This window comes from Nitratireductor sp. J20-h4, from assembly GCF_056780505.1.
In genome coordinates, this window is sequence record NZ_CM165557.1 from 2,360,499 (window position 1) to 2,386,878 (window position 26,380).

At 66.5% G+C, this 26,380-nt stretch carries 25 protein-coding genes and 1 other RNA gene; 13 read left to right on the forward strand and 13 right to left on the reverse strand.

Going from position 1 to position 26,380, the window contains the following annotated elements:
• Positions 1-156 precede the first annotated feature (156 nt).
• Together ACT2B0_RS11505 and miaA are read right to left on the reverse strand one after the other, a co-directional pair.
• Entirely contained in the window at positions 157-939 is a 783-nt protein-coding gene (locus ACT2B0_RS11505; RefSeq protein ID WP_473464838.1) for a GGDEF domain-containing protein, read from the reverse strand.
• Between the two features lie 112 nt (positions 940-1,051).
• Complete coding sequence (miaA, locus tag ACT2B0_RS11510; RefSeq protein WP_473464841.1) at positions 1,052-1,999, reverse strand: tRNA (adenosine(37)-N6)-dimethylallyltransferase MiaA; 948 nt, start codon at positions 1,997-1,999, stop codon at positions 1,052-1,054.
• Between miaA and serB the strand changes: the two genes are divergently transcribed.
• Both serB and ACT2B0_RS11520 read left to right on the forward strand, forming a co-directional pair.
• Positions 1,998-2,888 (forward strand): phosphoserine phosphatase SerB, encoded by an 891-nt coding sequence (gene serB, locus ACT2B0_RS11515; RefSeq protein ID WP_473464844.1) that lies wholly within the window; start codon positions 1,998-2,000, stop codon positions 2,886-2,888. The two genes, miaA and serB, sit on opposite strands and share 2 nt — an antisense overlap.
• Positions 2,885-3,448 carry a GNAT family N-acetyltransferase gene (locus ACT2B0_RS11520; protein WP_473464846.1) on the forward strand — a complete coding sequence of 188 codons (564 nt, stop codon included), beginning with the start codon at positions 2,885-2,887 and terminating at the stop codon, positions 3,446-3,448. Before serB ends, ACT2B0_RS11520 begins: the two co-directional genes overlap by 4 nt.
• A 78-nt stretch (positions 3,449-3,526) precedes the next feature.
• Here the strand turns inward: ACT2B0_RS11520 and ACT2B0_RS11525 are convergent, their stop codons facing one another.
• The 8 genes from ACT2B0_RS11525 to ACT2B0_RS11560 all read right to left on the reverse strand — a co-directional run bounded on the left by ACT2B0_RS11525 (position 3,527) and on the right by ACT2B0_RS11560 (position 10,140).
• Positions 3,527-5,020 (reverse strand): DegQ family serine endoprotease, encoded by a 1,494-nt coding sequence (locus tag ACT2B0_RS11525; protein ID WP_473464849.1) that lies wholly within the window; start codon positions 5,018-5,020, stop codon positions 3,527-3,529.
• A gap of 121 nt (positions 5,021-5,141) precedes the next feature.
• Entirely contained in the window at positions 5,142-5,327 is a 186-nt protein-coding gene (locus ACT2B0_RS11530) for a DUF2065 domain-containing protein (protein WP_473464851.1), read from the reverse strand.
• Position 5,328: 1 nt separating this feature from the next.
• Positions 5,329-6,288: a protease modulator HflC gene (hflC, locus tag ACT2B0_RS11535; protein ID WP_473464854.1), complete on the reverse strand. Its 960-nt coding sequence runs from the start codon at positions 6,286-6,288 to the stop codon at positions 5,329-5,331.
• Positions 6,288-7,370 carry an FtsH protease activity modulator HflK gene (gene hflK, locus ACT2B0_RS11540; protein WP_473464856.1) on the reverse strand — a complete coding sequence of 361 codons (1,083 nt, stop codon included), beginning with the start codon at positions 7,368-7,370 and terminating at the stop codon, positions 6,288-6,290. Before hflK ends, hflC begins: the two co-directional genes overlap by 1 nt.
• Before the next feature lie 189 nt (positions 7,371-7,559).
• The gene (locus tag ACT2B0_RS11545) at positions 7,560-8,054 is read right to left on the reverse strand and encodes a dihydrofolate reductase (RefSeq protein WP_473464859.1); all 495 of its coding nucleotides are present in this window, start codon (positions 8,052-8,054) and stop codon (positions 7,560-7,562) included.
• Positions 8,055-8,075: 21 nt separating this feature from the next.
• The gene (locus ACT2B0_RS11550; RefSeq protein ID WP_473464861.1) at positions 8,076-8,870 is read right to left on the reverse strand and encodes a thymidylate synthase; all 795 of its coding nucleotides are present in this window, start codon (positions 8,868-8,870) and stop codon (positions 8,076-8,078) included.
• A 119-nt stretch (positions 8,871-8,989) separates the two neighbouring features.
• A complete protein-coding gene (locus tag ACT2B0_RS11555; protein ID WP_473464864.1) occupies positions 8,990-9,445 on the reverse strand; it encodes a YHS domain-containing (seleno)protein in 456 nt (151 codons plus the stop codon).
• A gap of 104 nt (positions 9,446-9,549) precedes the next feature.
• Positions 9,550-10,140 carry a TetR/AcrR family transcriptional regulator gene (locus tag ACT2B0_RS11560; protein WP_473464866.1) on the reverse strand — a complete coding sequence of 197 codons (591 nt, stop codon included), beginning with the start codon at positions 10,138-10,140 and terminating at the stop codon, positions 9,550-9,552.
• A gap of 88 nt (positions 10,141-10,228) precedes the next feature.
• Here ACT2B0_RS11560 and ACT2B0_RS11565 point away from each other — a divergent pair, with 88 nt between their 5' ends.
• The 6 genes from ACT2B0_RS11565 (at position 10,229) to ACT2B0_RS11590 (ending at position 13,244) form a co-directional block, all read left to right on the forward strand.
• Positions 10,229-11,020 (forward strand): crotonase/enoyl-CoA hydratase family protein, encoded by a 792-nt coding sequence (locus tag ACT2B0_RS11565; protein WP_473464868.1) that lies wholly within the window; start codon positions 10,229-10,231, stop codon positions 11,018-11,020.
• A 22-nt stretch (positions 11,021-11,042) separates the two neighbouring features.
• Positions 11,043-11,397, forward strand: a transfer-messenger RNA (tmRNA) gene (ssrA, locus tag ACT2B0_RS11570).
• 125 nt (positions 11,398-11,522) lie between these two features.
• Complete coding sequence (locus ACT2B0_RS11575; RefSeq protein ID WP_473464870.1) at positions 11,523-12,077, forward strand: AAA family ATPase; 555 nt, start codon at positions 11,523-11,525, stop codon at positions 12,075-12,077.
• Positions 12,078-12,205: 128 nt separating this feature from the next.
• Complete coding sequence (locus tag ACT2B0_RS11580; protein WP_473464871.1) at positions 12,206-12,772, forward strand: SspB family protein; 567 nt, start codon at positions 12,206-12,208, stop codon at positions 12,770-12,772.
• Between the two features lie 29 nt (positions 12,773-12,801).
• On the forward strand, positions 12,802-12,999 hold the full coding sequence (locus ACT2B0_RS11585; RefSeq protein WP_473464873.1) for a DUF4169 family protein: 198 nt from the start codon (positions 12,802-12,804) through the stop codon (positions 12,997-12,999).
• Positions 12,996-13,244 carry a ribbon-helix-helix domain-containing protein gene (locus ACT2B0_RS11590; protein ID WP_473464875.1) on the forward strand — a complete coding sequence of 83 codons (249 nt, stop codon included), beginning with the start codon at positions 12,996-12,998 and terminating at the stop codon, positions 13,242-13,244. Before ACT2B0_RS11585 ends, ACT2B0_RS11590 begins: the two co-directional genes overlap by 4 nt.
• A gap of 93 nt (positions 13,245-13,337) precedes the next feature.
• Here the strand turns inward: ACT2B0_RS11590 and ACT2B0_RS11595 are convergent, their stop codons facing one another.
• Entirely contained in the window at positions 13,338-17,348 is a 4,011-nt protein-coding gene (locus tag ACT2B0_RS11595) for an AsmA family protein (protein WP_473465944.1), read from the reverse strand.
• Positions 17,349-17,443: 95 nt separating this feature from the next.
• Entirely contained in the window at positions 17,444-18,856 is a 1,413-nt protein-coding gene (locus tag ACT2B0_RS11600; RefSeq protein WP_473464877.1) for an FAD-binding oxidoreductase, read from the reverse strand.
• Positions 18,857-18,989: 133 nt separating this feature from the next.
• Here ACT2B0_RS11600 and ACT2B0_RS11605 point away from each other — a divergent pair, with 133 nt between their 5' ends.
• The 5 genes from ACT2B0_RS11605 to ACT2B0_RS11625 all read left to right on the forward strand — a co-directional run bounded on the left by ACT2B0_RS11605 (position 18,990) and on the right by ACT2B0_RS11625 (position 25,592).
• Positions 18,990-19,466 carry a thioesterase family protein gene (locus ACT2B0_RS11605; protein WP_473464879.1) on the forward strand — a complete coding sequence of 159 codons (477 nt, stop codon included), beginning with the start codon at positions 18,990-18,992 and terminating at the stop codon, positions 19,464-19,466.
• Between the two features lie 9 nt (positions 19,467-19,475).
• Positions 19,476-21,107 (forward strand): chloride channel protein, encoded by a 1,632-nt coding sequence (locus ACT2B0_RS11610; RefSeq protein WP_473464880.1) that lies wholly within the window; start codon positions 19,476-19,478, stop codon positions 21,105-21,107.
• 163 nt (positions 21,108-21,270) lie between these two features.
• The gene (locus ACT2B0_RS11615; RefSeq protein ID WP_473464883.1) at positions 21,271-21,468 is read left to right on the forward strand and encodes a hypothetical protein; all 198 of its coding nucleotides are present in this window, start codon (positions 21,271-21,273) and stop codon (positions 21,466-21,468) included.
• Positions 21,469-21,684: 216 nt separating this feature from the next.
• Complete coding sequence (locus ACT2B0_RS11620) at positions 21,685-22,734, forward strand: MBL fold metallo-hydrolase (protein ID WP_473464885.1); 1,050 nt, start codon at positions 21,685-21,687, stop codon at positions 22,732-22,734.
• A 254-nt stretch (positions 22,735-22,988) separates the two neighbouring features.
• Positions 22,989-25,592, forward strand: coding sequence for an ATP-dependent helicase (locus ACT2B0_RS11625; RefSeq protein ID WP_473464887.1), 2,604 nt, complete (start codon positions 22,989-22,991; stop codon positions 25,590-25,592).
• A gap of 269 nt (positions 25,593-25,861) precedes the next feature.
• On the opposite strand, the gene ACT2B0_RS11630 is transcribed toward ACT2B0_RS11625, so the two are convergent.
• Entirely contained in the window at positions 25,862-26,287 is a 426-nt protein-coding gene (locus ACT2B0_RS11630) for a type II toxin-antitoxin system PemK/MazF family toxin (RefSeq protein ID WP_156712154.1), read from the reverse strand.
• Positions 26,288-26,380 lie beyond the last annotated feature (93 nt).

Consider the following 26,380-nt stretch of genomic DNA (forward strand, 5'->3'; position numbering starts at 1 on the left):
CCGCGTCGCGGCCAGGCATGCGCCAGGACCGGCACCGGCCTTGGCGCAGGCCGGCTCTTCAGGCGGATATCTTGCGTTAAAGCCGGCGCACAATTCCCGAGGCGCCGGAACAACACAACGCCACCGGGCTGGGCGCGGCGATACGATGCCGGCGGGTCAGGCGCAAACCCGGTTACGCCCCAGGCGCTTGGCCTGGTAGAGCATGCGGTCGGCGCGGCGGAAGAAATCCTCCGCCGTTTCCTTGCCGTCCCACACCGCAATGCCGACGCTGGTGGTCACTTTCAGCCGGATATTGCCCGACACCACGGTCAGGCCCGAGATCGCCTTGCGGATGCGTTCGGCAAGCTTGGCGAGCAATTCCTGGTCCATGTTCGGCGCCACCACGGCGAATTCCTCGCCGCCCAGTCGCGCCGCGACATCGTGATAGCGGGTGAAATCGCGCAGACAGCCAGCCACCGCCCGCAACACCTCGTCGCCGACGTCGTGGCCATGCGTGTCGTTGACCGATTTGAAGTGATCGAGATCGAGGATCATCAGCCCGATGGGTTTGCCGATGCGGCGGAACTCGTGCAGATATTCGCGCAATGCGTCGTCGAAATAGCGCCGGTTCTGCATGCCGGTCAGCCCGTCGGTTAGCGCCGCCTGCTCGAGCGTCTCGGAGCGCGCGCTGAGCGACGCCGTCATTTCGCGCAGCTTGCCTTCTTCCTTCACCTGGGTGCGGATGAGCGGATAGATGAAGAACATGCCGAAAAAGACCGCCACGGCCAGGAGCATCACCGAGGCGAACAGAAGCTGGGACGGCCGCATGCCGGCCGCGCCGAATCCGCCCATCGCCTCGAAACCGCCCAGCGAATCGTAGGCCACGAGCGTAAACGCCCCGGACGTGAGGATCAGGGCGATAAAGGCAAAAAACGCCGATTCCGATTTGTGGAAACGCATCGACCACCACCAACCAGCCGACACCGAGTCTCGCACGTTTTTGTTTACTGCCGTATTAATGACTGCAACCCTTGCGTGAAAATCTGTCTGCGGGCACTAGCGTGAGAGTGTCTTAGGCCTGAGGAGTAAATATTCCGTCCACCGTGGTATCGGGCGCGATTTTTGTCCACGACGAATCGAGTTGGTTGCGAAACCACGTCGCCTGGCGTTTGGCATAACGTCTGGTGGCGGTCTTGGCGCGCGAAACGGCATCCTCGAGCGTCGTCTCGCCGGCCAGGGCTGCCGACAGCTCGGGCACGCCGATGGCTTTCATTGCCGGCAGGTTCGGGTCCAGGCCGCGCGCGACCAGCGCCCTCACCTCGTCGAGCGCGCCCGATGCCATCATGTCGTCGAAGCGCCTGTCGATCCTGCGCGTCAAGGTCGCCCGGTCGACGTCGAGAACCAGGCGGCGGGCTGTGCCCGGTTCCACGATTGCCGGCGCCCGGCGCGCCTGCCAGTCGCCGATCGACCGGCCGGTGTGGTCGAAAACCTCCAGCGCGCGCACGATCCGCTGGCCGTCCGCCGGCGCAAGCCTTGCCGCGCTCGCCGGATCGCGCGCATCGAGGTCGCGGTGAAGCGCTTCGCTCCCCTCGCGCGCGAGGCGATCGCGCCAGCGGCGGCGCACCGCGGCGGGAACGTCCGGCATGTCCGACAGCCCGCCTTCCAGGGCACGGAAATAAAGCCCTGTCCCGCCGACGAAGATGAACCGGGCATCGTCGGGGCCAAAAGTTTCGGCAAGCGCGACGACATCGCGCAGCCACGCGCCGGTGGAATAGGCCTGGGCCGGATCGACATGACCGTAGAGATGGTGCGGCGCCCGGTCGAGCGCGGCGCGGTCCGGCCGTGCGGTAACCCGTTCCAGCATCGCGTAGACCTGCATGGAATCGGCATTCACGATCCGCGCGCCGATGCGTTCGGCCAGCATCAGCGCCAGCCGCGACTTGCCGCTGGCAGTCGGGCCGGCTATCAGGATCGCGTTTTTCAACGGTGCCCGGCCTTCCGCCGGTGCAGGATTTTTCATGGCACTCGTCGCAACAATCGTTTCCAATCCCGTTACCCGCGCGCTCAGCGAGGACGCGGCGACTATGGCCATATCGGCTCTCGGCGCAAGCCGGATCGACTGGCTCGCGCCCGCCGTCGCCGCCGACATCGAGGTGCCCGGGGGCATGGATGCGGCCGATGCCGGCGCGCGATTGCGCGACGCGCTCGCGGACTATCCCCTCGACGTCGCCGTTCAGGACCAGGCCGGCCGACGCAAGAAAATCCTGATCGCCGACATGGATTCCACCATGATCGGCCAGGAGTGTATCGACGAACTTGCCGACGAGGTCGGCCTGCGCGCCCAGGTCGAAAGGATCACCGCGCGCGCCATGGACGGCGAGATCGCCTTCGAGCCGGCGCTGCGCGAACGCGTCGCGCTCCTCAAGGGCCTGCCGGTCGAGGTCGTCGCGCGTGTGATCGCCGAGCGCATCACGCTTGCCCCAGGCGGCCGCGAACTGGTTGCCACAATGCGAAGCGACGGCGCCTACACCGCGCTCGTGTCGGGCGGCTTCACGCTGTTTACCGGGCCGGTCGCCGCCATGCTCGGCTTTCACGACAACCAGGCCAACCGGCTGATCGAAGAAGACGGCGTCCTGACCGGTCACGTCGACGAACCGATCCTGGGCCGCAGCGCCAAGGCCGAGGCCCTGCGGGCGATCGCCGCGCGTCTCGGCCTGCACACGGCGGACGCGATCGCCGTCGGCGACGGCGCCAACGATCTCGACATGCTGCACCTCGCCGGAACCGGCGTGGCGCTGCACGCCAAGCCAAGCGTCGCCGCCCAGGCCCGGATCCGCGTCGATCACGGCGATCTGACGGCGTTGCTTTACCTGCAGGGCTATTCTCGGTCCGAGTTCAGTCGGCCATGAGACTGGAAACCCCGCGTCTGGTCATCCGCAACTGGCAGGATCGCGACCGCGAGCTGTTTTTCCGGATCAATTCCGACGATCGGGTGATGGCGTTTTTTCCGTTCCGCCGCGACCGCGCGCAGGCCGAGCGGCTGTTCGACATGCTGCGCGACGGCATCGCCGGCAACGGCTACGGCTTCGCGGCGCTGGAACTGCGCGCCACCGGCGCGCCGATCGGCTTTGCCGGCATCCAGCCGGCCGGCCTCGAACCCGTCCTGCCCGCCGAGACGTTCGAGATCGGCTGGCGGCTCGCACCGGAATTTTGGGGCAGCGGCTACGCCACCGAGGCCGCCCGGGCGCTGCTCGCCTACGGTTTCGACGATCTCGGCCTTGACGAGATCGTGTCGTTCGCGGTGTGGAACAACACCCGCTCGACCGCGGTGATGGAGCGGATCGGCATGCGGCGCGATCCCGGCTCGGATTTCGATCACCCGAAAGTGCCCGAAAGCCATCCCGATCTGCGCCGCCACGTCCTCTACCGCCTTGCCCGCACGGACTGGCTGGCGCGCGCGGCACCCTAAGCGCTCTTCCGACAGGCAGACCAGCCCGTGCCCGGGATCACGCGCGGGACGATTTCCCGCGCCCCGTCCGCGTGCGCGTCAGTCCATCCGCACGGTCACGAAACGCAACTCGCCGCTCTTGGAGGCGAGCATCAACAAAGCGTTCTTGCGGCCCTGTTCCTTGAGCGCGGCGATGCGGTCCATCACCTGCTGCGGCGTCGACACCGATTCCTGGGCGATTTCGGTGATCACCTCGCCGGCCGCGATGCCCTTTTCCATCGCCGCCGAATCAGGCGCGACCTCGGTCACCACCACGCCCGACACGTCCTGGGAAATCTCGAAACGCTGCCGCGCCGGGTCGTCGAGCTCGGCGATGGTCATGCCGAGCACCGTCGCGGTTGCGACCGACGCGCCGTCGTCGCCGTCGTCGCCCCCGGTCTCGGCGGCGGCGAGCTGCTCGCCGTCCTCCAGCCGGCCAAGCGTGACCTTGACCGTGCTTTCCTTGCCCTTGCGCACGAGGACCAGGTCGACCGCCTTGCCGACCGGGCTTTCCGCCACGATGCGCGGCAGGTCCCGCATGTCGATAATGTCCTGGCCGTCGAAACGGATGATCACGTCGCCGGGCTGGACGGAGCCGTCATCGACCGGACCGTCCTTGACGATGCCGGCCACCAGCGCGCCTTTGGCGGTCGCCATGCCGAGGCTTTCGGCAATATCGTCGGTCACCGGCTGAATGCGCACGCCGAGCCAGCCGCGCCGCGTCTCGCCGAACTCGCGCAACTGGTCGATCACGTTGACGGCAAGCTTGGCCGGGATCGAGAAGCCGATGCCGATCGAGCCGCCCGACGGTGAGATGATGGCGGTGTTGATGCCGATCACCTGTCCCGCCATGTTGAACAGCGGTCCGCCCGAATTGCCGCGATTGATCGCCGCGTCGGTCTGGATGTAGTCGTCATAGGGACCGGAATTGATGTCGCGATTATTGGCCGACACGATGCCGATCGACACCGAGCCGCCGAGCCCGAACGGATTGCCGATCGCCAGCACCCAGTCGCCAACGCGCATCTTGTCCGAATCGCCGAACGGAACCGCGGTCAGTTTCTTCTTCGTCGGATCGACTTTCAAAACCGCCAGATCGGTCTTGGTGTCGCGCCCGATCAGTTCCGCCTTCAGCTTGCTGCCGTCGGAAAAATTGGCCTCGATCTCGTCGGCGTCGGCGATCACGTGATTATTGGTGACGATGATGCCTTCCTCGGCATCGATCACGAAGCCGGATCCGAGCGACTGCACCTTGCGCGGGCGATTGTCCTGCCCTTCCCTGTTGCGGAAGAACTCGTCGAAAAAGTCCTGGAACGGCGAGCCTTCCGGCAGTTTCGGCATCGGCACGGCGTCGCGGCCGCCGCGCGTGGTCTGCGACGTCGAAATATTGACCACCGCCCCGATCAGCCCGTCGGCGAGATCGGCGACCGAGGCCGGCCCGGCGTTCTGGGCCCAGGCCTGCGGCATGGGCACGGTGGCGCCGGCCACAAAAACGGCGGCCGCGGCCGCGATGAAGCTTGTGCGCAGCGGCGGCCAAACTCGCGTCAGGGACATGCAATCGTTCTCCCGGTAGCGGCGCATGACCGTCAGCGCGGCCCTGGCCCGATTGACAGAGACTTCAAAAACAATACGGCGCGTTTGCGACCTCGCACGCGCCGTACCGATAACGCCTGCGTTACCCGCGCACCATCCACACGATCGCCACGCCGGCCGCGACCGCCGCCAATCCGCCATAGCGCAGCACATGTTCGGGGGTTTCGCGCATTTCGGCCGCCAGCCGCCGCGCGAAACCGGGAAAGCCGCCATAGATCACGCCCTCGATCACGAGGACGAGACCGATGGCGGCAACCAGGTCGCCCATACTACTCGCCGGGCGGCGTGGCGCCGGTGGTCGTGCCGTCGGCGCGCGGACCGGCAGGAGCATCCCCGCCCGGCGCGGGAGCCCGGCCTCCGGGCGACCCGAAATAGCGGAAGAACTCCGAATTCGGAGACAGCACCATCGACGTGCCTTCGCTGTCCAGGGCCAGCGTATAGGCGGCCATCGAACGATAGAATTCGAAGAATTCCGGATCGCGCTGGAAGGCGTCGGCGAAGATCGCGTTGCGCTCCGCCTCGCCTTCACCGCGCAGGATCTCCGATTCCCGGCGCGCCTCGGCGACGATTTCCACCACCTCGCGATCGGCGCGGGCGCGGATGCGCTGGGCCGCCTCGCGACCGCGCGCGCGCAGGCGCTCGGCTTCGGCCAGGCGCTCGGCCTTCATGCGGTCATAGGTTTGCTGGGAGACTTCCTGGGTGAGGTCGGTCCGGCGAATGCGCACGTCCTCGATTTCCAGGCCGAGCGAATTGGCGTCCGGGCGCAACTGGTCGCGCACCTCGCGCATCATCGACGAGCGCTCTTCCGAAAGCGCGGCCTCGAAGCCGCGCAAGCCGTAGACCCGGCGCAGCGCGGCGTCGAGACGCGTGCGCAGGCGCTGTTCGGCCAGCGTCACGCTGCCCGACACCGTTTGCCGGAAGGTGCGCGGATCGGAGATCCGGTAGGCGACGAACGCGTCGACCTCGTAGAACTTGCCGCCCGAGACCTGCACACGAATGTCGTCGAGGTCGAAGCGCAGCACGCGATCCTCGATCAACTGCACATTGTCGGCCTCCAGAAACCCGAAGGGCAGCTTGAAATAGAGGCCCGGCTCGGTCTTCACCTCGACGATTTCACCGAAGCGCAGCACGATCGCCTGCTGGCGTTCGTTGACGATGAAAAACGACGAAAATCCGAGGATGACGAGAATCGCGACCACGAACGCGATAAGGGGAAGACGGTTCGACATCACTGGTCTCCTCCCGCGCGCTTCTGCAGTTCGGGCAGCGGCAGATACGGCACCACGCCCGGGCCATTGCCCTGTTCGACGATCACCTTGTTGGATCCTTTCAGGATTTGTTCCATCGTTTCCAGGAACAGACGCTTGCGGGTGACGTCCGGCGCTTTGGCGTATTCGTCATAGACGGAGACAAAGCGCTGGGCCTCACCGCGCGCTTCCTGCACGACACGGTTCTTGTAGGCGGCCGCCTCCTCGCGAATCTGGGCGGCTTCACCGCGGGCCTGGCCGAGCTTCTGGTTGGAATACTGGTTCGATTCCTCGACGAAGCGGTCTTCGTCCTGTTCGGCGCGCTGCACCTCGTCGAACGCGTCGGCCACCTCGCGCGGCGGCGCGGCGTCCTCGATCGAGATCGCGTTCACCGCCAGGCCGGAGCCGTATTCCTCGAGCGTCGTCTGGATGATCGTGCGCACATTGTCGGAAATGCCCTGGCGGTCGTCGCGGAACACGTCCTGGGCCGGGCGTCGGCCGACGACTTCGCGCACCGCGCTTTCGCCGATCTGGCGGATCATGTCGTCCGGGTTCTGCACGTTGAACAGATAGGCGCGCGGATCGGCGACCTGATAGGCGACGGAAAAGCTGACATCGACGATGTTCTGGTCGCCCGACAGCATCAGGCCCGAGGAATTCGATCCCCTGGCATCGCCGATATTGAGCAGTTTTTCGGCCGTATTGGCCTTTTCGACGGTTTCGACCGGCCACCAATGGAAATGCAGGCCGGGCTCGGAAATATCGTCCTTCGGCTTGCCGAAGCGCAGTTCCACGCCAAGTTCGTCGGGCTGGACGGTGTAGATCGCCTTGAAGGCCCACAGCCCGAGCAGGCCGACCACGATCAGCCCGACAATGGCGGGGCTGAAGCCGCCGCCGCCCGGCAGAGCCTGCTTCAGCCGGTCCTGGCCGCGGCGGATGATGTCCTCAAGGTCGGGTGGGTTGTTCGACGGTCCGCCCGGACCGCGCGGACCCTGGCCCCAGGGGCCTCCGCCATTGCCGCCCCCCCAAGGGCCGCCGCCTCCGCTCTGATTACTCCAGGGCATGAAATTCCTTTCATTGTGCGTTCCGCTTCGCGACGGCCTGTGTGCCGGGCGGAATCCATGTGTCGAGAGTTATAGGGATGCGCTACCGCCCTTTCAACGCGGGCATGGACCTTGCGGTGTCATTTGCCGCACATGGTCGCGCTTTCCCTGCAGCATAGGGTAAAAAACCGGTCGCGGCCATGCAAGCGCTCAACGCCGTTCATAAACGGCATAACGGGTGGCGTGGCTGTCCTTCTCGCCCGGCGGCACGTCGACTTCCTCCACCACCGCCCACACCGACGGGTCGATCGTCGGAAAGCGCGTATCGCCGGCGATATCGGCCAAGATATGGGTGACGTGCAGCCGGTCGGCCCGGCCGATCGCCTGGGCATAGAGCTCGCCACCGCCGATCACGCAGATCTCGTCGCCGTCCTCGCGCGCCGCCATCGCCAGCGCCTCGTCGAGGGTGGAGGTTGCCCTGACGCCGTCGGCCTGCCAGTCGCGATTGCGCGTCACCACGATATTGGCCCGGCCGGGCAAGGGCCTGCCGATACTGTCGTAGGTCTTGCGTCCCATGATGACGGGTTTGCCCAGCGTGACCGCCTTGAACCGCTTCAGATCCGTCGACAGGCGCCACGGCATGCCGCCGTCTCTGCCGATCACGCCGTTTTCGGCGACGGCCACAACGATCACGATACGGCTCATGACAAGGCCTTCAATTCCGCCTCATACCGCGATCGGCGCCTTGATCGAGGCGTCGGCCTCGTAGCCCTCGAGGCTGAAATCGCCATAGCGGAAGGCGAACAGATCGGCGACATCGGGATTGATGCGCATCGTGGGCAGCGGCTTCGGCGTGCGGGTGAGCTGCAGCCGCGCCTGCATGAAATGGTTGTGGTAGAGATGCGCGTCGCCCAGCGTGTGCACGAATTCGCCCGGCCGCAGGCCGGTCACCTGCGCCACCATCATCGTCAACAGCGCGTAGGAGGCGATGTTGAACGGCACGCCGAGAAAGATGTCGGCCGAGCGCTGGTAGAGCTGGCACGACAGCCGGCCCTCGGCGACGTAGAACTGGAACAGGCAGTGGCATGGCGGCAGCGCCATTTCGCCGATCTCGGCCGGGTTCCAGGCCGACACGATCAGCCGCCGCGACTCCGGATTGGTGCGGATCTGGTCGACGAGTTGCGCAATCTGGTCGATCGAGCCGCCGTCCGGCGTCGGCCAGGACCGCCATTGCGAGCCGTAGACCGGCCCGAGATCGCCGTTGCCGTCGGCCCATTCGTCCCAGATCGTCACGCCGTGCTGGTTGAGATAGGCGATATTGGTGTCGCCGGACAAAAACCACAGCAATTCGTGGATGATCGATTTCAGATGCAGCTTCTTGGTGGTCAGCACCGGAAAACCGTCATCGAGATCAAACCGCATCTGGTGGCCGAACACCGAGCGGGTGCCGGTTCCCGTGCGGTCGCCGCGGTCGGTGCCCGTGTCGAGCACGTGGGACAAAAGGTCGAGATATTGGCGCATGATGGTCCGGGACAGCGATTCTCTTCGCGCCACACACTAGCCTATCGCGCCCGGCCGCGCACGCCATCGTCCGGCCTGTCCCCAGCCGGTAAAACGCTGCCAATGCCGGCGCCGGCATTTCAGTCCAGCACGGCCGGCCAATTGGCGTCGGCCTTGGCGACATTGCCGGCAATGTTCCGCGACCATTGTGCGCGCACGGACTGCGAATAGTTGAGATAGAGCCTGCCATCGACAACCGTCCAGGCCTCTGGATCGCCCTTGGCGGTATAGCCCTGGCTCACCGCCCAGGCGCAATAACCGCCATAGCGCGGCAGATATTTTTGCGGATCGGCTTGGAAAGCGTCGCGGTTGCGCGCGCTGGCGAAGCGGTAGCGCACGCCCTCGTGGCTGGCTTCGATCGCCGGGTCGCCGGGGATCGCGGCGTTTGCACTCTGATAGGCCACCACATCGTAGCCGCCGGCGCCAACGCCGGCCACCAGGCCGGTAAACACCTTGTCGGCGGCAAACGCCGCGCCGGCGGTGCCAAGCGCGGCCGCCGCGCCCGCGATCAGGCCCAAGACCCCACGTCGCTCCATCGGACATTCTCCATCTCTGCCGACACCGCTTGTAGCGCGGCCGGGCCTGCCGCGCGCTACACGACCTCACACGAGTGCTTGAGCGCCCTCACCGCCTGACCGGCTCAGGCACGCCCCGACCGCGACAAAGCGGCCTCGACCAGCGTAAAGGCCGCCGCGCCGGCTTCATCCATATAGTCCGGGTCGCGATGCAGCAGCACGACGGCGAACGAACCGTCCAGAAGCAGCACGACCCGCCGCGCCAGCCTGTCCGGCTCCGGCACCCCGTCGCCCGCGAAGATTTCCGCAAGCCAGGCCTCGAACTTCTTCTTGTGTGTCGCGCCGATGCGCAGCGCCGGGTGGCCGGGCATGGCCGCCAGTTCCGCCGCCGTGCGCAGAAAGCCGCAGCCCTTCCATCCCGGCTTGCGGGCCGAGCGGGCGAGCGCGGTGAAAATACCGCGCACCTTGTCGGCAAGCGACCCGTCGGTTTCGGTGAACCAGCGCCGGAAAGTGGCCAGGTTGGGCTGGTCGCGCCCTTCCAGATAGGCGGCGATCAGGTCGTCCTTGCTGGCGAAATGATAGTAAAGCGTCCGCTTCGTGACCCCGGCCCTGGCGGCGACCGCATCGACGCTGACGGCGCGGATTCCCTCGCCGTAAAACAGCGTCGTCGCCGCCTGGACGATACGTTCGCGGGTGGGTTTTGCCGTCGTCGCCATGGCTCTATGTATACCGACTAGTGAATATACACAACCATGTCGTCACGCTACCCTTTCTGTTGTCTCAACCTGCCTACAGGAAAGCCCGATGCCAGAACCTGTCCTCTACGATGTCGCCGGCTCGATCGCCGTGCTGACGCTTAACCGCCCCGACAAGCTCAACGCGCTGTCCTACCGCCTGATCGACCGCCTGATGGAGCTGCTCGACGAGATCGAGACCGACAGCCGCTGCCGTGCGGTGATCGTGACGGGCGCCGGCGGCCGCGCCTTTTCGGCCGGCGGCGACATTCCCGAATTTCGCGAAAGCGTCCGCGCCGGCACCGAACGCGCCGTCGGTGACTTCGTGCGCCGCGGCCAGCGCATGACGGCGCGGATCGAAGCCTACCGCAAGCCGGTGATCGCTGCCGTCAACGGTCTTGCCTTCGGCGGCGGTTGCGAGATCGTCGAAGCCGCCCACCTGACGATCGCCAGCGAGGACGCGCTGTTTGCCAAGCCGGAGATCCGGCTCGGCATGCCGCCCACCTTCGGCGGCACGCAACGCCTGGCGCGCCTCGTCGGGCGCAAGCGCGCGCTCGAACTGCTGCTGACCGGCGAGACGTTTTCGCCGCAACGCGCGCTCGAACTCGGGCTTGTCAACCGGGTCGTGCCAAGCGACGAGGTGATGCCGGCGGCGCGTGAATTGGCGCAGCGCATCGCGGCCCACACCGCCTCGTCCGCCGGGGCGATCCTGGCGGCGACCACGCGCGGTCTGAATATGAGCATTTCCGAGGGTCTGCAGACCGAAAGCGACCAGTTCGCCAGCCTGGTTCCCACACACGATCTCTCCGACAGGCTCGACCGCTGGCTGGCGCGCAAAGCAAAAACCGCGCCGGCCGCATAGCCGGGCCCGAGCGTGCGCCGGCGGTCTTTTCTTTTGCCGCCGGCATCCCTATATTCGCTCCGTCAGCTTGTCTGACTATGGCGATAAACTGCCGATGCAATAAGCCGTTCGGACCCGGGGGCGGTACCCGGCGCCTCCACCATGAACCGCCGTTCCGGCGGTTTTTGATGGGGGCGAAACAGGATCGACGAAGGTGTAAAGATCGGACTTTCGCCCGGCATGGTACCACCGTTATCGGGCTAAACTTGTAGTTGCAAACGACAACTATGCGGAAGCACGTCTCGCTGCGTAATGCGGCTCGACAGCTTCAATTCAAGTCCTAGCGGTTCGCACCTCTAGGCGGGGTTCGGAGGCACCTGGCAACAGAAGCCTCCACTTCTCCCCGCCTGCCTCCCCGTCCATTCCCGACCGCTGTCGCGCGTATCCGCGCCGCTATGCGCGCCTTGCAGCCGCTTTCCCGTGCGCACGCCGCCGCCAAAACCATCCAGCCAGAAAGCATGTCATGTCCTCACGCAACAACGAGCGCCTGTTTGTCTTCACCGGCGGGCCGGGCTCCGGCAAAACAACGTTGCTCGACGCGTTGGCCGCGACCGGTTTCGCCGTCATGGACGAGGCCGGGCGCGGCATCATCCGCCAGCAACAGGCGATCGGCGCCGACGCCCTGCCCTGGGCCGACCGGACGCGTTTTGCCGACTTGATGCTGAGTTGGGAACTGCGTTCGCACGCACTCGCCCTGCGGCAAGGCGGGACCGTCCTGTTCGACCGCGCCATCCCCGACATTGTCGGTTATCTCGACCTGTCGGGGCTTGCCGTGCCGCCGGCGCTGGCGCGGGCCGCCGCCGGTTTTCGTTACAACACAACCGTCTTCATCGCGCCGCACTGGCCCGAAATCTATGTCAACGACGCCGAGCGCCGCCAATCGCCCCAGGAGGCCCTGCGCACGCATGCGGTAATGGCCAAAACCTATCTCGCCTTGGGCTACCGGCTTGTCGAACTGCCCAAAACCGGCCTTGCCGAGCGGGTGCGCTTCGTGGTCGAGACGCTGCGGGCGGCCTGAGACGTCGCCGGCGACGCTGCCCGCGTACACCATAGCGGCCGAGCATGCGGGAATATCGCACTCGCCGGTTCCATCTTGGTGCAAACCGCACTAAATCTAACCGGACTCACTCGATGGACCCCGACTGCATGACGGACGACCAAATTCGCTACGACATCCTCGCCCAGGAAGCCCTGCGCGGCGTAATGCGCAAGGTATTGAGCGAGGTTGCCAAGACGGGCCTGCCGGGCAACCATCATTTTTTCATCACCTTCCTTACCGGCGCCCCCGGCGTGCGGGTCTCCAGCCGGCTGCGCGAGCGCTATCCCGAGCAGATGACGATCGTGCTGCAATACCAGTTCTGGGACCTGAAAGTGACCGATAGCGGCTTCGAGATCGGCCTGTCGTTTTCCGACGTTCCCGAAAAGCTCGAGATTCCGTTCTCGGCCGTGCGCGGCTTCTACGACCCCTCGGTCAATTTCGAGCTCGAATTCGACGTCAAGGCGGAGGTCCCGGCCGAGGAAGAGGACCAGCCGGCCGCGAACGACAAGAAGACCGCCGCACCCGCCAAGGCGACCGCGGCGAAAAAACCCGGCGGCGAGCGCGCCAAGAAGAAGAAGGACGAGGCCAAGGTCGAGGAACCGGCCGAGGCCGACGCCGAGACCGAAACCAAGGGCGCCCAGGTCGTCTCGCTCGATGCGTTCCGCAAGAAATAGCGGCAAGGATTGCCCGGCCGGGAGCGCCGATGGCTGAGATCGTCAATCTGCGCCAGGCGCGCAAGCGCGCCGAACGGGCCGAGCGCGAAAAACGCGCGAGCGAAAACCGGGCGCGCCACGGCCGCACCAAGACCGAAAAGCAGACCGACGCCCGCACCGAACGGACCGCCCGCGCAGCACTCGACGGCCATCGCCGCGACAAGCCGCAAGGCGACGACCAGCCGTGAGCGGCGTGCGCAAACGATCGGTCACGATCCGCGGCCACCGCACCAGCTATTCGATCGAACAGGCTTTTTACGACGAGTTGAAGAAAATCGCGGCGCGGCGTGATCGAGCCCTCGCCGCGCTCGTTGCCGAAATCGACGAACACCGTCCCCGCGACACCAATCTGTCGTCGGCCCTGCGGCTTTTTGTGCTCGACCAGATGCGCGCGCACCACCCCGACGAACCCGGCCTTCACAGCGAACCGTGACCGTGACGACCGGGCGCCGGTTTCAGCCGCGGCAGCGCCTTTTCCGCGCCTCGACGTCAGGCCAGCCGACCCGCACGTTCACGCCGCGCCCCCTCAGCGGCCGGGCGAATGGGATTTCAAGAATTCCTCGATATCCATGGCGTCGAAATCGAGCTCCGACGCGGAACCGGGCCGTGGTCTTTGCGGCCGCGCGGGCGGCGGCAGCGGCTCGCGGGTGATCGCATCGGCCGAGGCGGCCTGACCGGCCTGGCTCTCCGCCTCTCTGGCCTTGTCGCGCGCAGCCTGTTCGGCCCGTAGCCGCGCCTCCTCCTGCGCGCGTCGCCTAGCCTCGTCCTCGGCACGGATGCGCGCGGCGTCGTCTTCCGCCTTCCGTCGCGCCGCTTCCGCGGCGTTTCGCTGCGCCGCGTCCTCGGCCTTCCGCCGCGCCTCTTCCTCCGCCTGGCGCCGCGCCTCCTCCTCGGCCTTCAGCCGCGCTTCTTCCTCGGCCTGGCGCCTCGCCTCCTCCGCAACCTTCAGCCGCGCCGCCTCTTCGGCCTGGCGCCTGGCGTCTTCTTCGGCTTTCCGGCGCGCTTCTTCTTCGGCCTTCTGGCGTGCTTCCGCCTCGGCCTTCTGCCGCGCCGCCGCCTCGGCCTCGCGAACGCGGCGCAGCTCGGCCTTCTGCGTGTAATAGCGCACCTCGCGCCGCAGCCGCTGCTTTTCCAGAAGTTCGGCCTGCATCTTTTCCACCCTGGCCTGTTCGCGCTCGAGCGCGCGCTGGGTGAGGAACTGCGCCAGCGGCGCGGTGTCGAAACGGCGCATCACATTGCCGATCGCTCCCTCGACGGCGATGTCGACCACCGGTTCGGAACCGATAACGGCCTGGTCGCCGGCTTCGTAGCGCAACTGACCGTCCAGCGACACCGCACCGGAATTGAGATCGGCGCGCGCCTGCGTCTCCAGACGCGCCGCGCCGGCGTCCAGAAACAGCGGCGGCGTGCGGATCACGCCGCCGGCAATCGTGAAGGGGGCAACGATTTCGCCGATCGCGAGCGTCCCGTCGGCGACCAGCGCAGGCGCGAAACCGGCCGTCTGGTCCACGGTGATGTCGCGGCCGATTTCGTCGGCGCGCGCCAGGATCGGCCCGAGCGCGTCCGCACTCAGGCCCGGCACGGCAAGCCCGACGAACCGCGCCGTGCCCGATCCCGTCAGCGCCGCGATCAACCCGCCGACGGTGCGCCCGCTTGCCGTTGCCGTCGCGCTCAGATCGGCCGTGCCGCCAAACCCCGGCGCGCGCAGCAGCGCCGCGGTGTCGGCGCCCTCGATGGCGAGCTGGGCCGAAAACAGGCCCGCCCCCTGATTGTTCTTGAGTTCGGCCAGCCCTTCCAGCGAACCGCCGAGGAAGCCGGCCTTGAGATCGGCAATCCGCACCCCTTCGCGATCCAGCCCCAGAGTGAAGGTCGCATCCTCCGCGCTCAGCCAACTGCCGACGCCGAGCGTGCCCACCTCGAAATCCAGCCGTCCGGTAAACGGCGCCGTCGCGGCCTGGACGAAAGGCGCGTCGGGCCAGCCCTCGCCGTCATATTCGATCGCCCCTTCGCCGAGCGCCAGGCCGGCCGCGAGCGCGAGATCGAAGCCGTCGAGTTCGAGCCGGCCGGCGAGATCGGGCGTCCCCTTCCTGACCCGGGCCTCCAGCATGCCCTGAACGCTGTTTCCCGCGACATTGCCGGCGATGTCGGCAAGCGTGAGCACGTCGTCGTGCAGCGTGACGGAGCTCTTGAGGTCGGCGGGAAGGCCGAGCCCCATGCCCGGCAGGGTGAGACCAGAGGTCATCAGCCACGGTTCCAGATCGTCGCCCGAAAGGCTGAGCCCGCCGCGCGCCGACAGCGCCATGCCGTTCACCGTGGCCTCGCCGGTAAAGCGCACCTGCGCCTGCGGCGACAGAAGCGCGAACCGGACCGCCGCGCCTTGTGCCAGCGTGCCGTCCACCGCCAGTTGCGCCGAGCCTTCCCCGGTCAGGCCGAGATCGAAGGCCGGCAGGCCGGCAAAGGCCAGCAACTCGGCCGTATTCGTGGTCTCGGCCTCCAGCGACAGCGCCAGCGGCGCGCCGAAAAGGTCGCCGTCGAAAGCCTCCGACGACAGCGACAGGCTGACATCGCTGTCGCCGATATGGCCCTGCGCGCCCAGCGACGCCTGGCCCGGCCCCGCGTCGGTGCGCTCCAGGCTCGCCACCAGGTCGATCTGCGCGTCGTCCATCAGCCCCTGATAGGCATCGGCCCGGCCGGCAAGCGCGGCCGCCAGGGCGTTTTGCGGAAAGCGCGCCGCCACCAGCCGCGCGAACGGGGCCAGATCGCCCGCCAGGATGGATGCGTCGACGGAGCCGCTCGGCCGGCCGTCAATGTCGCGTAGCTTTGCCGTGGCGCTGATATTGGCGCCCGCGAAGCCCGTCACCGCCAGCCGGTCGATGTCGAGCTGGTTGCCGCGCAACCGGAAGGCGGTATCGACCGTGTCGGCGGCCAGGCCCGACAGCCGCACCGGCCCCGCCTTCAGGCTGAAATCGATGTCGTGCCCGCCGAAATGGGTCACACCGGCATCGCTGACGAACAGCGAGGCGAACGCCGCCATGCCGTCGACGTCCAGCGCCTCGCCTTCCAGCGCGGCGATCATCGCCGGCCTCGTGGCGTCGCGCACCTGGCGGTCGAGCGAGCCGCGAAACCGCGCCGTGCCGAGAATCAATTCGAGATTGTTGAAAAGCTGGCGCTCGGCGCCCAGTTCGACATCGGCGGCGAAACCGGCGGCCGGCAAACGCCGGATCGCCTCGTCGACGTCGCGCGCGAGCCATGCCGCAAAGCCCGACGGCTGGCCGACCGCCAACAAAAGCCGGCCATCGAAGCGCATCGCCCGGCCGGCCGAAATCAGCCCGTTCGCCTCAAGCCGGGTGCGGCCGGGCAACATTGCCCGCAATGTGTTGACCGTCCAGCCGGCCTCGCCCGGTTCGGCCGAGAACGACACGTCGCGAATGGTCGTATCGCCGGCCACGATCGCCGGCAGGTCGATGTCGACGGTTCCCGCGATGCCCGGCCGCGGCAGATCGAGCACGGCCTCGTTGAGCGCATCCAGGCGATCCTGCAGCGCCAGACCGGTTATGTCGCCGTCCTCGCTCTCTCCGCCGTCGAGGCGCACCTGCGCGCCGGTCGCCTGGATCAGGAAACGCGGCGTGACGCCGAAGTCGAGCAGCGCCGTGCCGTCGGCGGTGTAGGGATCGTCGAGCGTACCGGTCTCGAGCCGGAACTGCGAAACGTCGAGCCGGTTATTGTCGAGCATGAACGCGCCGGCGAAACGATAGCCGGCCGGCGCCTCGGGCTGGGCCTCCGTCTCGCCCTCGGCGGTGCGGATGCCCGCGTCGAGTTTGAAGCGCCCCTCATAGCTGGCCGCCCCGTCATGCAGCCGCGCACGGCCGTCGGTTTCCAGCGCGAAAGCCTGACCGTTCGGGCGCACACGCGCGCGCAGCCGCAACGTGCCGTCGTCCTCGACGGTGCCGGTCGACAGCGTGACCGCCGCCGCCTGCCCGTCGAGACGCATCGCGCCGTCGAGCCGCCACGGCCCGGCGAGCGTGCGCGCGGCGATTTCGGCATTGATCTCGCTGACAAAATGCTCGCGCCCGCTGAGCGCGTGACGCAGCCGCACGCTCCCTTCCGCGATGGTGATCTTTTCCAGCGATATCTGCGACGGGTCGAACAGGGTTGCCGGCCGCGCCGCCCAGTCTATGGTGCCGTCCTCGGCCACCGTGATAACCGCCGACGGCCGCTCCAGCCGCATGTCGAAGATCAGGATTTCACCGCGCAGGAACGGCGACAGTTCCGCGTCCATCGAGAAGCTGTCGACCGTCATCTGCGGCTCGCCGGGCGTCGCCCCGGCCACCCTGACATCGGTGAACCGCACCGAGGGGAACGGCAAGAGCCGCGCCGTGGCGGTGCCCTCCACGGTCACCGCGCGGCCGAGTATGCGGCTTGCCTCGCGTTCGAAATCGGCGCGATAGCTGGTCCAGTCGACAAAATAAGGCCCCACCAGCGCTGCGGTGAGCGCCAGCACGATCAAGCCGCCGATAAATACGAACAGACGGGCCAGAAACCTGCTCCTGAGTCGTCGATGGCCGACACCTTATCCCGATCGGCGTGTCGATAAAGTGGCGGCGCCGCTCCCGGTTCCCGCGAACACGCGCTTCACTCGAAATTGAAGATCTTGCCCGGATTGAGGATGTTTTGCGGATCGAGCGCCTTCTTGATGGCGCGCATCATGTCGACGCCGGCGCCCAGCTCCAGTTCCAGAAACTTCGCCTTGCCCTGGCCGATGCCGTGCTCGCCGGTGCAGGTGCCCTCCATCGCCAGCGCCCGTTCGTTCAGCCGGGCAACGAAGGCCTCCGCCTGCGCGATCTCGCGCGTGTCTTCGGGGTCCATCAGCACCAGCACGTGGAAATTGCCGTCGCCGACGTGGCCGACGATCGGCGCCACCAGCCCCATCGCCTCGATGTCGCGCTCGGTCTCGGCGATGCACTCGGCCAGCCGCGAGATCGGCACGCACACATCCGTCGACAGGCCCTGCGCACCGGGCCTGAGCGGCAGCGAGGCCCAATAGGCGTCGTGGCGCGCCTTCCACAATTTGGTGCGCTCCTCCGCGACCTGTGTCCAGATGAACGGTCCGCCGCCGTTGTCGGCCGCGATCTCGCCGAACAGCTCCGCCTGTTCGGCCACGCCGCCTTCGGTGCCGTGAAATTCGAGAAACAGGCACGGGCTTTCGGGATAGTCGAGCTTCGAATAGGCGATCATCGCCTTCATCTGAAGCTGGTTGACCAGTTCGATCCGCGCCACCGGGATGCCCATTTGAATGGTGGCGATCACCGCCTCGCAGGCCGCCTCCACGCTCGGGAACGGGCACACCCCGCCCGAAATCGCCTGCGGAATGCCCTGCAGCCTGAGCGTCAGCGAGGTGATGATGCCGAGCGTGCCCTCCGCGCCGATGAACAGCCGCGTCAGATCGTAGCCGGCCGAGGATTTCTTGGCGCGGCCGGCAGTCGTCACCGTGCTGCCGTCGGCCGTTACCGCCGTCAGCGCCAGCACATTGTCGCGCATCGTGCCGTAGCGCACGGCGTTGGTGCCAGAAGCGCGTGTCGAGGCCATGCCGCCGAGACTGGCATTAGCCCCCGGATCGATCGGAAAAAACAGCCCCGTGTCGCGCAGATAGGTGTTGAGCGCCTCGCGCGTCACGCCCGGCTCGATCGTGCAGTCGAGATCTTCCGCGTTGACCGACACGATCTTGTCCATGCCCATCAGGTCGAGCGAGATGCCGCCGCCCGGCGCGTTGACATGGCCTTCCAGCGACGTGCCGGTGCCGAACGGGATCACCGGCACCCGGTGCGTGGCGCATACCCGCACCACCTCCTGCACCTCCGGCGTCGAGCGGGCGAACACCACGCCGTCCGGCAGTTGCGCGGGGATGTAGGTGGTGGTGTGGGCATGCTGCTCGCGAATCGACTGGCCGGTCTGGAACCGCTCGCCGAAGCGTTGTTTGAGAACGCCGAGCGCGGCCTTGATGCCGTCTTCGTTGCGTTCGACGCGGACCAGATCGGCAAGCGCCATAGGTTCCTCCCCTTGCATTGTGCCGCGCAGGCCTTGAGAAGGCGTCCCGGTTCTGATGAGTATCGGGACCGGGCCGGCGGGCGTCCGCGCCTTTATCGGCTGCGCCGGAGAGATCATCAAGCGGGGAAATTCAATGACCATCGACGCACCGTTCCTGTCGCGCATCATGGAGATCGAAAAGGACTGGATCGACTATAACGGCCATCTCAACATGGCCTACTATAACGTGCTGTTCGACCGCTGCTCCGACGAGGTGTTCGAACTGATGGGCATGGGACCCGACTACGCCAGCGCGCGCAGGCTGACGATCTACACCGCCGAAGTCCATGTCTGTTACGTCCGCGAACTGCATCTGGGCGATCGCGTCCGCGTCTCCTTCAATCTGATCGACCACGACGACAAGCGCCTGCGCGCCTATCAGGAAATCCACCATCTCGACGGCTGGCTGGCCGCGACGTCGGAAACGCTGTCCCTGCATATCGACATGGCCGGGCCGCGGGTCGCCGCCTTTCCCGACGACATAAGGCAAAAGGTCGAGGCGGTGCGCGCCGCCCACCAGGTGCTGCCGATGCCACAACGCGCCGGCCGCTCGATCGCGATCCGGCGCTAGGTCGGCGCGATGAACGTCGTCGCCAAGCGCGCCATCGTCGCGCTCAGGGGCTGGGTCGGCCCGAACTGGCGCGATTTCCGCAAGGAACGCCAGCCGCTGGTCTTGTGCCTGGCGCTGGCGATCGGCCTTGGCGCCGGCATTGCCGCGATCGGCTTCCGCGAACTGATCGGCCTCGCGCAATGGTTCTGGCTCGGCAGCCGCTCCGAACAGACCCTGACGGCGGCCGCCGGCATGCCGTGGTGGGTGATCGTTTCCGGCCCGGTCGTCGGCGGCCTCGTCGTGGGCCTCCTGCTGCAGCGCATTTCGGTGCGGCGCGCCGGCGGCGTGGCCGACGTCATCGAGGCGCGCGCCTTTACCGGGCGCAAGCTCGGCATGGCCGACGGGCTGTGGTCGGCGCTGGTCTCGGCCATCTCGGTCGGCAGCGGCGCCAGCGCCGGGCGCGAGGGACCGATCGTGCATCTCGGCGCAACGCTCGGCGGGGTGATCGCGCGCCGCGCCGCGCTGCCGGAATGGTGCCGCCGCACCCTGCTGTCGGCGGGCGTGGCAAGCGCGGTCGCCGCCTCCTTCAACGCCCCGTTCGCCGGCGTGCTGTTCGCCCACGAGGTGGTTTTGGGCCACTATGCGCTGCGCTCCTTCGTGCCGATCATGATCGCGTCGACCGCCGGCAGCGTCCTGTCCAGGCTGTGGTTCGGGCCCGACGCCTCGTTTTCCGTGCCGGCCTATGCGGTCGCCTCCTATTGGGAATTCCCCGCCTTCGTGCTTCTCGGCCTGGTTTCGGCCGTGGTGGCGATCCTGTTTCAGTTCGCGCTGTTCATCGCCGATTTCGCCGCCCGCCGCGTCGAGATACCGCTTTGGACCCGGCCGGTGGCCGGCGGTGTACTGGTCGGGGCGATCGGCGTCTCTTTTCCGCATATTCTGGGTGTCGGCTACGAGCTCACCGACCTTGCCCTGTCGGAGCAACTGCCGCTGGCGCTCATCTTGTCGCTGATCGTGCTGAAAACGGTGGCGACGGCAATCTCGCTTGCGGCGCGCTTCGGCGGCGGTGTGTTCGCGCCGGCGATGGTGGTCGGCGCGCTCACCGGCAGCGCCTTCGGCATGATCGCCTCCAGCCTTTTCCCCGACATGGCCTCCAGCGGCGGTCTCTACGCCATGCTCGGCATGGGCGCGGTCGCCGGCGCCGTGTTCGGCGCGCCGATCTCCACGGCGATGATCGTGTTCGAACTGACCGGCGGCTACGCGCTCGCCATCGCGCTGTTGCTGACGGTGGCCGTGGCCCAGGGCGTTATCCAGGCCGTGCACGGTCATTCCTGGTTCCAGTGGCAGTTGCGCCTGCGCGGCCTCGACGTGCGCGAGGGCCCGCACAAGCCGCTCGGCGCCTCGGTGCGGGTGATGGACTTCATGGAGCCGCTCGCCGCAGGCGGCGAGCCCCTCGCCTATGACCCCGAACGCAACGGCACGGCGCTCAAACCGACCGACACGCTCGACGCGGCCCTGCGCGCCCTCGACACTGGCGGCCATGAACGCCTGCCGGTGGTCGACCCCGCCGACGAGACCCGCGTCATCGCCTGGGTCAGCCTGGTGGCGGCCCTGCGCCATTTCAACCAGGCCCTCGTCCAGACCTCGGTCGAGGAGCATCGCTGATGCGCGCAAAAACCGTCCCGGCCGGCGCAACACATTGTTAACCTTAACGAAACGTTAATGTGGACAGCCGAAGCCCGGCCTTGAACGCATAGGCCGACTCGCAACAGATGGCTCGGGAAACGGGTGAGACGGCGGGCTTCTTGAACGACACTGAGGTGATGGCGTGACGACTGATGTCAAGGCGCTGGCGCAGACGCTTGCCCGAGATCGGCGCTTTTCAGACTATGATTTCTGGCGGGCCAAGAACAATCTCGAAAACGCCATTCACGCCATCGCCGGACGCAACGAACCGATCCCGATCGATTATCTGCGATGGCGCGCCGTGGTGCGCGAGGTTCGCCACCTCCGGCATGCGGTGTGAGCCGGACTGCTCATGCTGGTGCGGGTTTACGGTGCGTCGGCCGCTCGACCACGACGCAATAGCCGCAGCCCGGCCGGCAGTTTCCAAGCGCGCTGTCGGGAACAGGCATCGAGCCTGACTGACCCGCCGCACGCATCCCCACGACCCATCATCAGGCACAGGCGGGTTTGTTCCCGGGCAAACACCGGTTAGACTGGCGCAAAATGGGGGGTGGGAGTGCTTTCTCGCGGGGAAGCAACGCGCGCGAAAACCGTCATCGTGCTGGCGGCGCTCGCGCTGGCGGCCTGTAGCGGACCGGGCCGACGCGCCACGGACGGGCCGCGGTTTTACGCCAATCCGGACCGGCCCGTTCCGGCGCCGCAAATCGCCCGCTGGACCGACCATCTGGCCAAGATGGCGCTCAAGCTGTTTCCGCAAAAGGACACGCTGCCGTCCGGCCACTGGCTGACGCCCGCGCAGGCCGAAGCACAATTCGAGAGCGCACGCGCGGCGCGGCTGGCGCTCACCTGGTTCGGTCACTCCACCTTCCTGATCCGGATCGGCGGCCATACCGTCCTCACCGACCCCGTGCTTGGCAGCCGCGTCGGAGCGGGAGGGCTGCATGTTCATCGCCTGCCGCCTTTGCGCCCCGACCCCGGTCTGATCCGGCGTCTCGACGCGATCGTCATCTCCCATGCCGATTACGACCATCTCGATATTGCCAGCCTGGAACGGCTGGCCGGCCGTTTTCCCGACGCGCGTGTGTTCGTCCCTGAGGGCACGGCGTTCCTGGTCCGGCGGGCGGGCTTTGCCCGTGTCGAAGAGATGCGCTGGTACGAGACGGCGCGGCTCGACGGCCTGACGATCACCGCCGCGCCGGCCATTCACGGTGTCCGCCGCCCGCCCTTTGCCATCGACAGCATGCATTGGGCCGGTTTCGTGATCGGCGACAGGCAGAACACGGTCTATTTCGCCGGCGATACCGCCGCCGACAACACGGTCTTTTCAGACATGCGCCGGCGCCTGGGTCCGGTCGACGTGGCCCTCGTGCCGGCCGGCGCCTGGTCCCCGCATCACTTCCAGCGTCCCTACCATGTCGAACCGGGCGAGGCCGCGGAACTGGCCAAGATGCTCGGCGCGCGGCTTGCCGTTGGTATGCATTGGGGCACGTTCGCGCTTTCGGAGGATCCGCCGGCCGAACAGAAGCGGCGTTTTCTCGCCGCCTCGACGCCGCAAACCCGCACGACCGTGTTCCGGATCGGCGAAACCCGCGTTCTGTCGCGGTAGGCTTTGTCGCGGGAGCAAAGCCATCGTGAAAAACGGCTACGGGCCGGGCGGGACAGGCGCTCGTCTGCCGATTCGTTGGCCAGGAGGGGAAACCGGGAAAATCCGTCCTGTTCGCCGTACCGCCACGCCCGGTTGACGCGGCCCGCAGCACGACGGAAACGGCCGATGGCGAAAAATGGTTCCGCCGACGGGCTTTGGCGGTGACAGGCGCCGCGCCGCTGGCCTTTCCGGCGCGAATCACTACATTCAAGGAAATGTCCAGCAGCCCAGACGATTTGCCCATCCATCAAGGGGACGAGATGTCCGCGCCGTCCGCCGGCGGCGGTCTTGCAGCGCGCGCCATGGCCGCGCGCTCTCCGCAGGCGCCCGACTATCTTGCCGGCCTCAACCCCGAGCAGCGGCGCGCGGTCGAGACCACCGAGGGCCCGGTGCTGGTGCTGGCCGGCGCCGGCACCGGCAAGACGCGGGTCTTGACCACCCGCATCGCCCATATCCTGGCGACCGGACGCGCCTGGCCGAGCCAGATCCTGGCCGTCACCTTCACCAACAAGGCCGCGCGCGAGATGAAGAGCCGTGTCGGGCTTCTGGTCGGCGAGCAGGTCGAGGGCATGCCCTGGCTCGGCACGTTCCACTCGATCGGCGTCAAGCTCCTGCGCCGCCATGCCGAACTGGCCGGGCTGAAACGCGACTTCACCATTCTCGACACCGACGACCAGATCCGGCTGCTCAAGCAGTTGATCCGCGCCGACGGGCTCGACGACAAGCGCTGGCCGCCGCGCCAGTTCGCCCAGATGATCGACGGCTGGAAGAACAAGGGCCTGTCGCCGGCCCAAATCCCCGAGGGCGACGCCCGCGCCTTCGCCAACGGCAAGGGCCGCGAACTCTACGCCGCCTATCAGGAGCGGCTGAAAACGCTGAACGCCTGCGATTTCGGCGATCTTCTGCTGCATCCGATCCGGCTTTTGCGCGAAAATCCCGATATTCTGCGCGATTATCAGCAGAAATTCCGCTATATTCTGGTCGACGAATACCAGGATACCAACACGGCGCAATATATGTGGCTGCGTCTGCTGGCGCAGCGGCCGCAGGCGCAACGTTCCGCCGCGGCCCAGATGCCGGCCGCAGGCGTGCCCGCGGACGAAGGCCGCGAGGTCGACCGGGGTTCGGCCGGCCAGGCCGACAGCGCAAGGGAAAATCAGCAGATAAACATTTGCTGCGTCGGCGACGACGACCAGTCGATCTATGGCTGGCGCGGCGCCGAGGTCGACAATATCCTGCGTTTCGACAAGGATTTCCCCGGCGCCGCCGTGATCAGGCTGGAACGCAACTACCGCTCCACCGCCCATATTCTGGGCGCGGCCTCGCACCTGATCGCCCACAATGAGGGCCGGCTGGGCAAGACGCTGTTCACCGAGCAGCCCGACCCCGACGACGCCAGGGTGATGGTGCACGCCGCCTGGGATTCGGAGGAGGAAGCGCGCGGCGTCGGCGAGGAGATCGAAGCCCTGCAATCCAAGGGCCACGCCCTCAACGACATGGCGATCCTGGTGCGCGCCTCCTTCCAGATGCGCGAATTCGAGGACCGGTTCGTCACGCTCGGCCTCAATTACCGCGTCATCGGCGGCCCGCGCTTTTACGAGCGCGCCGAAATCCGCGACGCCATGGCCTATTTCCGCGTCGTCGCCCAGGGCGCCGACGACCTCGCCTTCGAGCGCATCGTCAATGTGCCCAAGCGCGGCCTGGGCGAGGCCTCCGTGCGCCAGCTGCACGACACCGCCCGCGCGCTCGGCGTGCCGATGCTGGAGGCCGCCCGCCAGCTCGCCGAGAGCGACGAGATGAAGCCCAAGCCGCGCGCGGCGCTGCGCCAGGTGGCGGCCAATTTCGCCCGCTGGCAGGAGCTTCTGGAAACCACCCCGCATACCGAGCTCGCCGAGACGATTTTGGAGGAATCCGGCTATACCGACATGTGGAAGAACGACCGTTCGGCCGACGCGCCCGGGCGGCTGGAAAACCTCAAAGAGCTGATCCGCTCGATGGAGGACTATGAAAGCCTGCGCGGCTTCCTCGAACATGTCGCGCTGGTGATGGACGCCGAGCAGGACGAAAATCTCGACGCCGTCTCCGTCATGACGCTGCATTCGGCCAAGGGGCTGGAATTCGAGACCGTGTTCCTGCCCGGCTGGGAGGAAGGGCTTTTCCCCCATCAGCGCGCGCTCGACGAGGGCGGCCGCTCGGGGCTGGAGGAGGAGCGCCGCCTGGCCTATGTCGGGCTCACCCGGGCCAAGAAGAACCTGCATATCTGGTTCACCTCAAACCGCCGCGTGCACGGTCTGTGGCAGTCGACCATCCCCTCGCGCTTCATCGACGAACTGCCCGAGGCCCATGTCGAAGTCGCAGAGACCGGCCAGAACTACGGCGGCTACGCCTCCGGCGGCGGCCAGGGCACCTATGGCGGCCGGCGCAACCCCTATGGCGCCTCGCGTTTCGACGAGGCCGGCGGCTCGTTTTCCAACACCTACGCCACGCCGGGCTGGAAACGCGCCCAGCAAAACCGCACCGAGGCGACCGACCGCAACTGGGGCACGCGCTCCGGCCACGGCGTCGAACGCATCGGCTACGGCGAGACCGATTCGGGCTACGGCGCCGGGCGCGGCTCGGTCAAGGGCCGGGTGATCGACGGCGAACTGGTCGCCAAATCCGTCGCCGACCAGCCCTCGTCCTTTGCGGTCGGCGACCGCGTCTTCCACCTGAAATTCGGCAACGGCAACGTCGCCTCGGTGGAGGGCAACAAACTCACCATCGATTTCGACAAGGCCGGCCAGAAACGCGTGCTCGACGGATTCGTGGAAAGGGTTTGATCCCCAAACGGTTTGGACACTCAATTCGAGTTGTTTGAGAAATAAATGGCGAAGGGTCTCGCAGAACGCGAGACCCTTCGATCTCAACCGAGTGCTTTCCCATTAAGCTACGGCCCCGCAAAGTGGTGGAGCCGATGGGATTCGAACCCACATTTTCCCGGCCCTGCGTCGCAGCTTCGGCTTGGAATCGCCATTTGCTGCGACGGCCCTTGGAAGGGTCTTAGACGCGGATCGCATGCGAGAGCCGCTAACGATTTTAATCTGGTGAATTAAAGGTATTTTGTCAAGGTGCTCAGACCGATTGCCCGAAGAGCGCATTGGCGAATTTGCTTTATTATTTCAGTATTTAGTGGCTCCAGAAGATACTTCCTTCGACCGGTCGAATCCTTACCCAAACGGATAAGATCAAGCCTATGAAACGCTACCGCGTTAACCATATCACCCTTAACCCACACGCCCTTACTTTGCCACGGTTTCGGGAGGGCTGGCTGCAAATCGATCCGACAATGATAAGCCATTATCGGGTCGGGCTTTTCTGTACTCAATGCCACGACCGTGCATAGGCGCGGCCGCGCTTTTATCTTTGGACTTATAACAACGACAGGTCGACGCTTTACCATTTCGGGAACACGAAAGCCCGTATTGAAGTCGCACATTACGACGGTTCCCAGCGGCGGATGCTCTGCGATTGGCATTATTACTCAACCGATTTATTCTCATTCTCCATCTATAGCACCATGTTGGAACCAAAAAGGCGATATAATTCGTAGTTTATACCAGTCATCGAA

What these genes read in the sequence shown, in the direction of transcription:
- ACT2B0_RS11505 (WP_473464838.1), bottom strand. Translation starts at nt 939, where the DNA reads ATGCGTTTCCACAAATCGGAATCGGCGTTTTTTGCCTTTATCGCCCTG.
- serB (WP_473464844.1), top strand. Translation starts at nt 1,998, where the DNA reads ATGGCACTCGTCGCAACAATCGTTTCCAATCCCGTTACCCGCGCGCTC.
- miaA (WP_473464841.1), bottom strand. Translation starts at nt 1,999, where the DNA reads ATGAAAAATCCTGCACCGGCGGAAGGCCGGGCACCGTTGAAAAACGCG.
- ACT2B0_RS11520 (WP_473464846.1), top strand. Translation starts at nt 2,885, where the DNA reads ATGAGACTGGAAACCCCGCGTCTGGTCATCCGCAACTGGCAGGATCGC.
- ACT2B0_RS11525 (WP_473464849.1), bottom strand. Translation starts at nt 5,020, where the DNA reads ATGTCCCTGACGCGAGTTTGGCCGCCGCTGCGCACAAGCTTCATCGCG.
- ACT2B0_RS11530 (WP_473464851.1), bottom strand. Translation starts at nt 5,327, where the DNA reads ATGGGCGACCTGGTTGCCGCCATCGGTCTCGTCCTCGTGATCGAGGGC.
- hflC (WP_473464854.1), bottom strand. Translation starts at nt 6,288, where the DNA reads ATGTCGAACCGTCTTCCCCTTATCGCGTTCGTGGTCGCGATTCTCGTC.
- hflK (WP_473464856.1), bottom strand. Translation starts at nt 7,370, where the DNA reads ATGCCCTGGAGTAATCAGAGCGGAGGCGGCGGCCCTTGGGGGGGCGGC.
- ACT2B0_RS11545 (WP_473464859.1), bottom strand. Translation starts at nt 8,054, where the DNA reads ATGAGCCGTATCGTGATCGTTGTGGCCGTCGCCGAAAACGGCGTGATC.
- ACT2B0_RS11550 (WP_473464861.1), bottom strand. Translation starts at nt 8,870, where the DNA reads ATGCGCCAATATCTCGACCTTTTGTCCCACGTGCTCGACACGGGCACC.
- ACT2B0_RS11555 (WP_473464864.1), bottom strand. Translation starts at nt 9,445, where the DNA reads ATGGAGCGACGTGGGGTCTTGGGCCTGATCGCGGGCGCGGCGGCCGCG.
- ACT2B0_RS11560 (WP_473464866.1), bottom strand. Translation starts at nt 10,140, where the DNA reads ATGGCGACGACGGCAAAACCCACCCGCGAACGTATCGTCCAGGCGGCG.
- ACT2B0_RS11565 (WP_473464868.1), top strand. Translation starts at nt 10,229, where the DNA reads ATGCCAGAACCTGTCCTCTACGATGTCGCCGGCTCGATCGCCGTGCTG.
- ACT2B0_RS11575 (WP_473464870.1), top strand. Translation starts at nt 11,523, where the DNA reads ATGTCCTCACGCAACAACGAGCGCCTGTTTGTCTTCACCGGCGGGCCG.
- ACT2B0_RS11580 (WP_473464871.1), top strand. Translation starts at nt 12,206, where the DNA reads ATGACGGACGACCAAATTCGCTACGACATCCTCGCCCAGGAAGCCCTG.
- ACT2B0_RS11585 (WP_473464873.1), top strand. Translation starts at nt 12,802, where the DNA reads ATGGCTGAGATCGTCAATCTGCGCCAGGCGCGCAAGCGCGCCGAACGG.
- ACT2B0_RS11600 (WP_473464877.1), bottom strand. Translation starts at nt 18,856, where the DNA reads ATGGCGCTTGCCGATCTGGTCCGCGTCGAACGCAACGAAGACGGCATC.
- ACT2B0_RS11605 (WP_473464879.1), top strand. Translation starts at nt 18,990, where the DNA reads ATGACCATCGACGCACCGTTCCTGTCGCGCATCATGGAGATCGAAAAG.
- ACT2B0_RS11610 (WP_473464880.1), top strand. Translation starts at nt 19,476, where the DNA reads ATGAACGTCGTCGCCAAGCGCGCCATCGTCGCGCTCAGGGGCTGGGTC.
- ACT2B0_RS11625 (WP_473464887.1), top strand. Translation starts at nt 22,989, where the DNA reads ATGTCCAGCAGCCCAGACGATTTGCCCATCCATCAAGGGGACGAGATG.
- ACT2B0_RS11630 (WP_156712154.1), bottom strand. Translation starts at nt 26,287, where the DNA reads ATGCCAATCGCAGAGCATCCGCCGCTGGGAACCGTCGTAATGTGCGAC.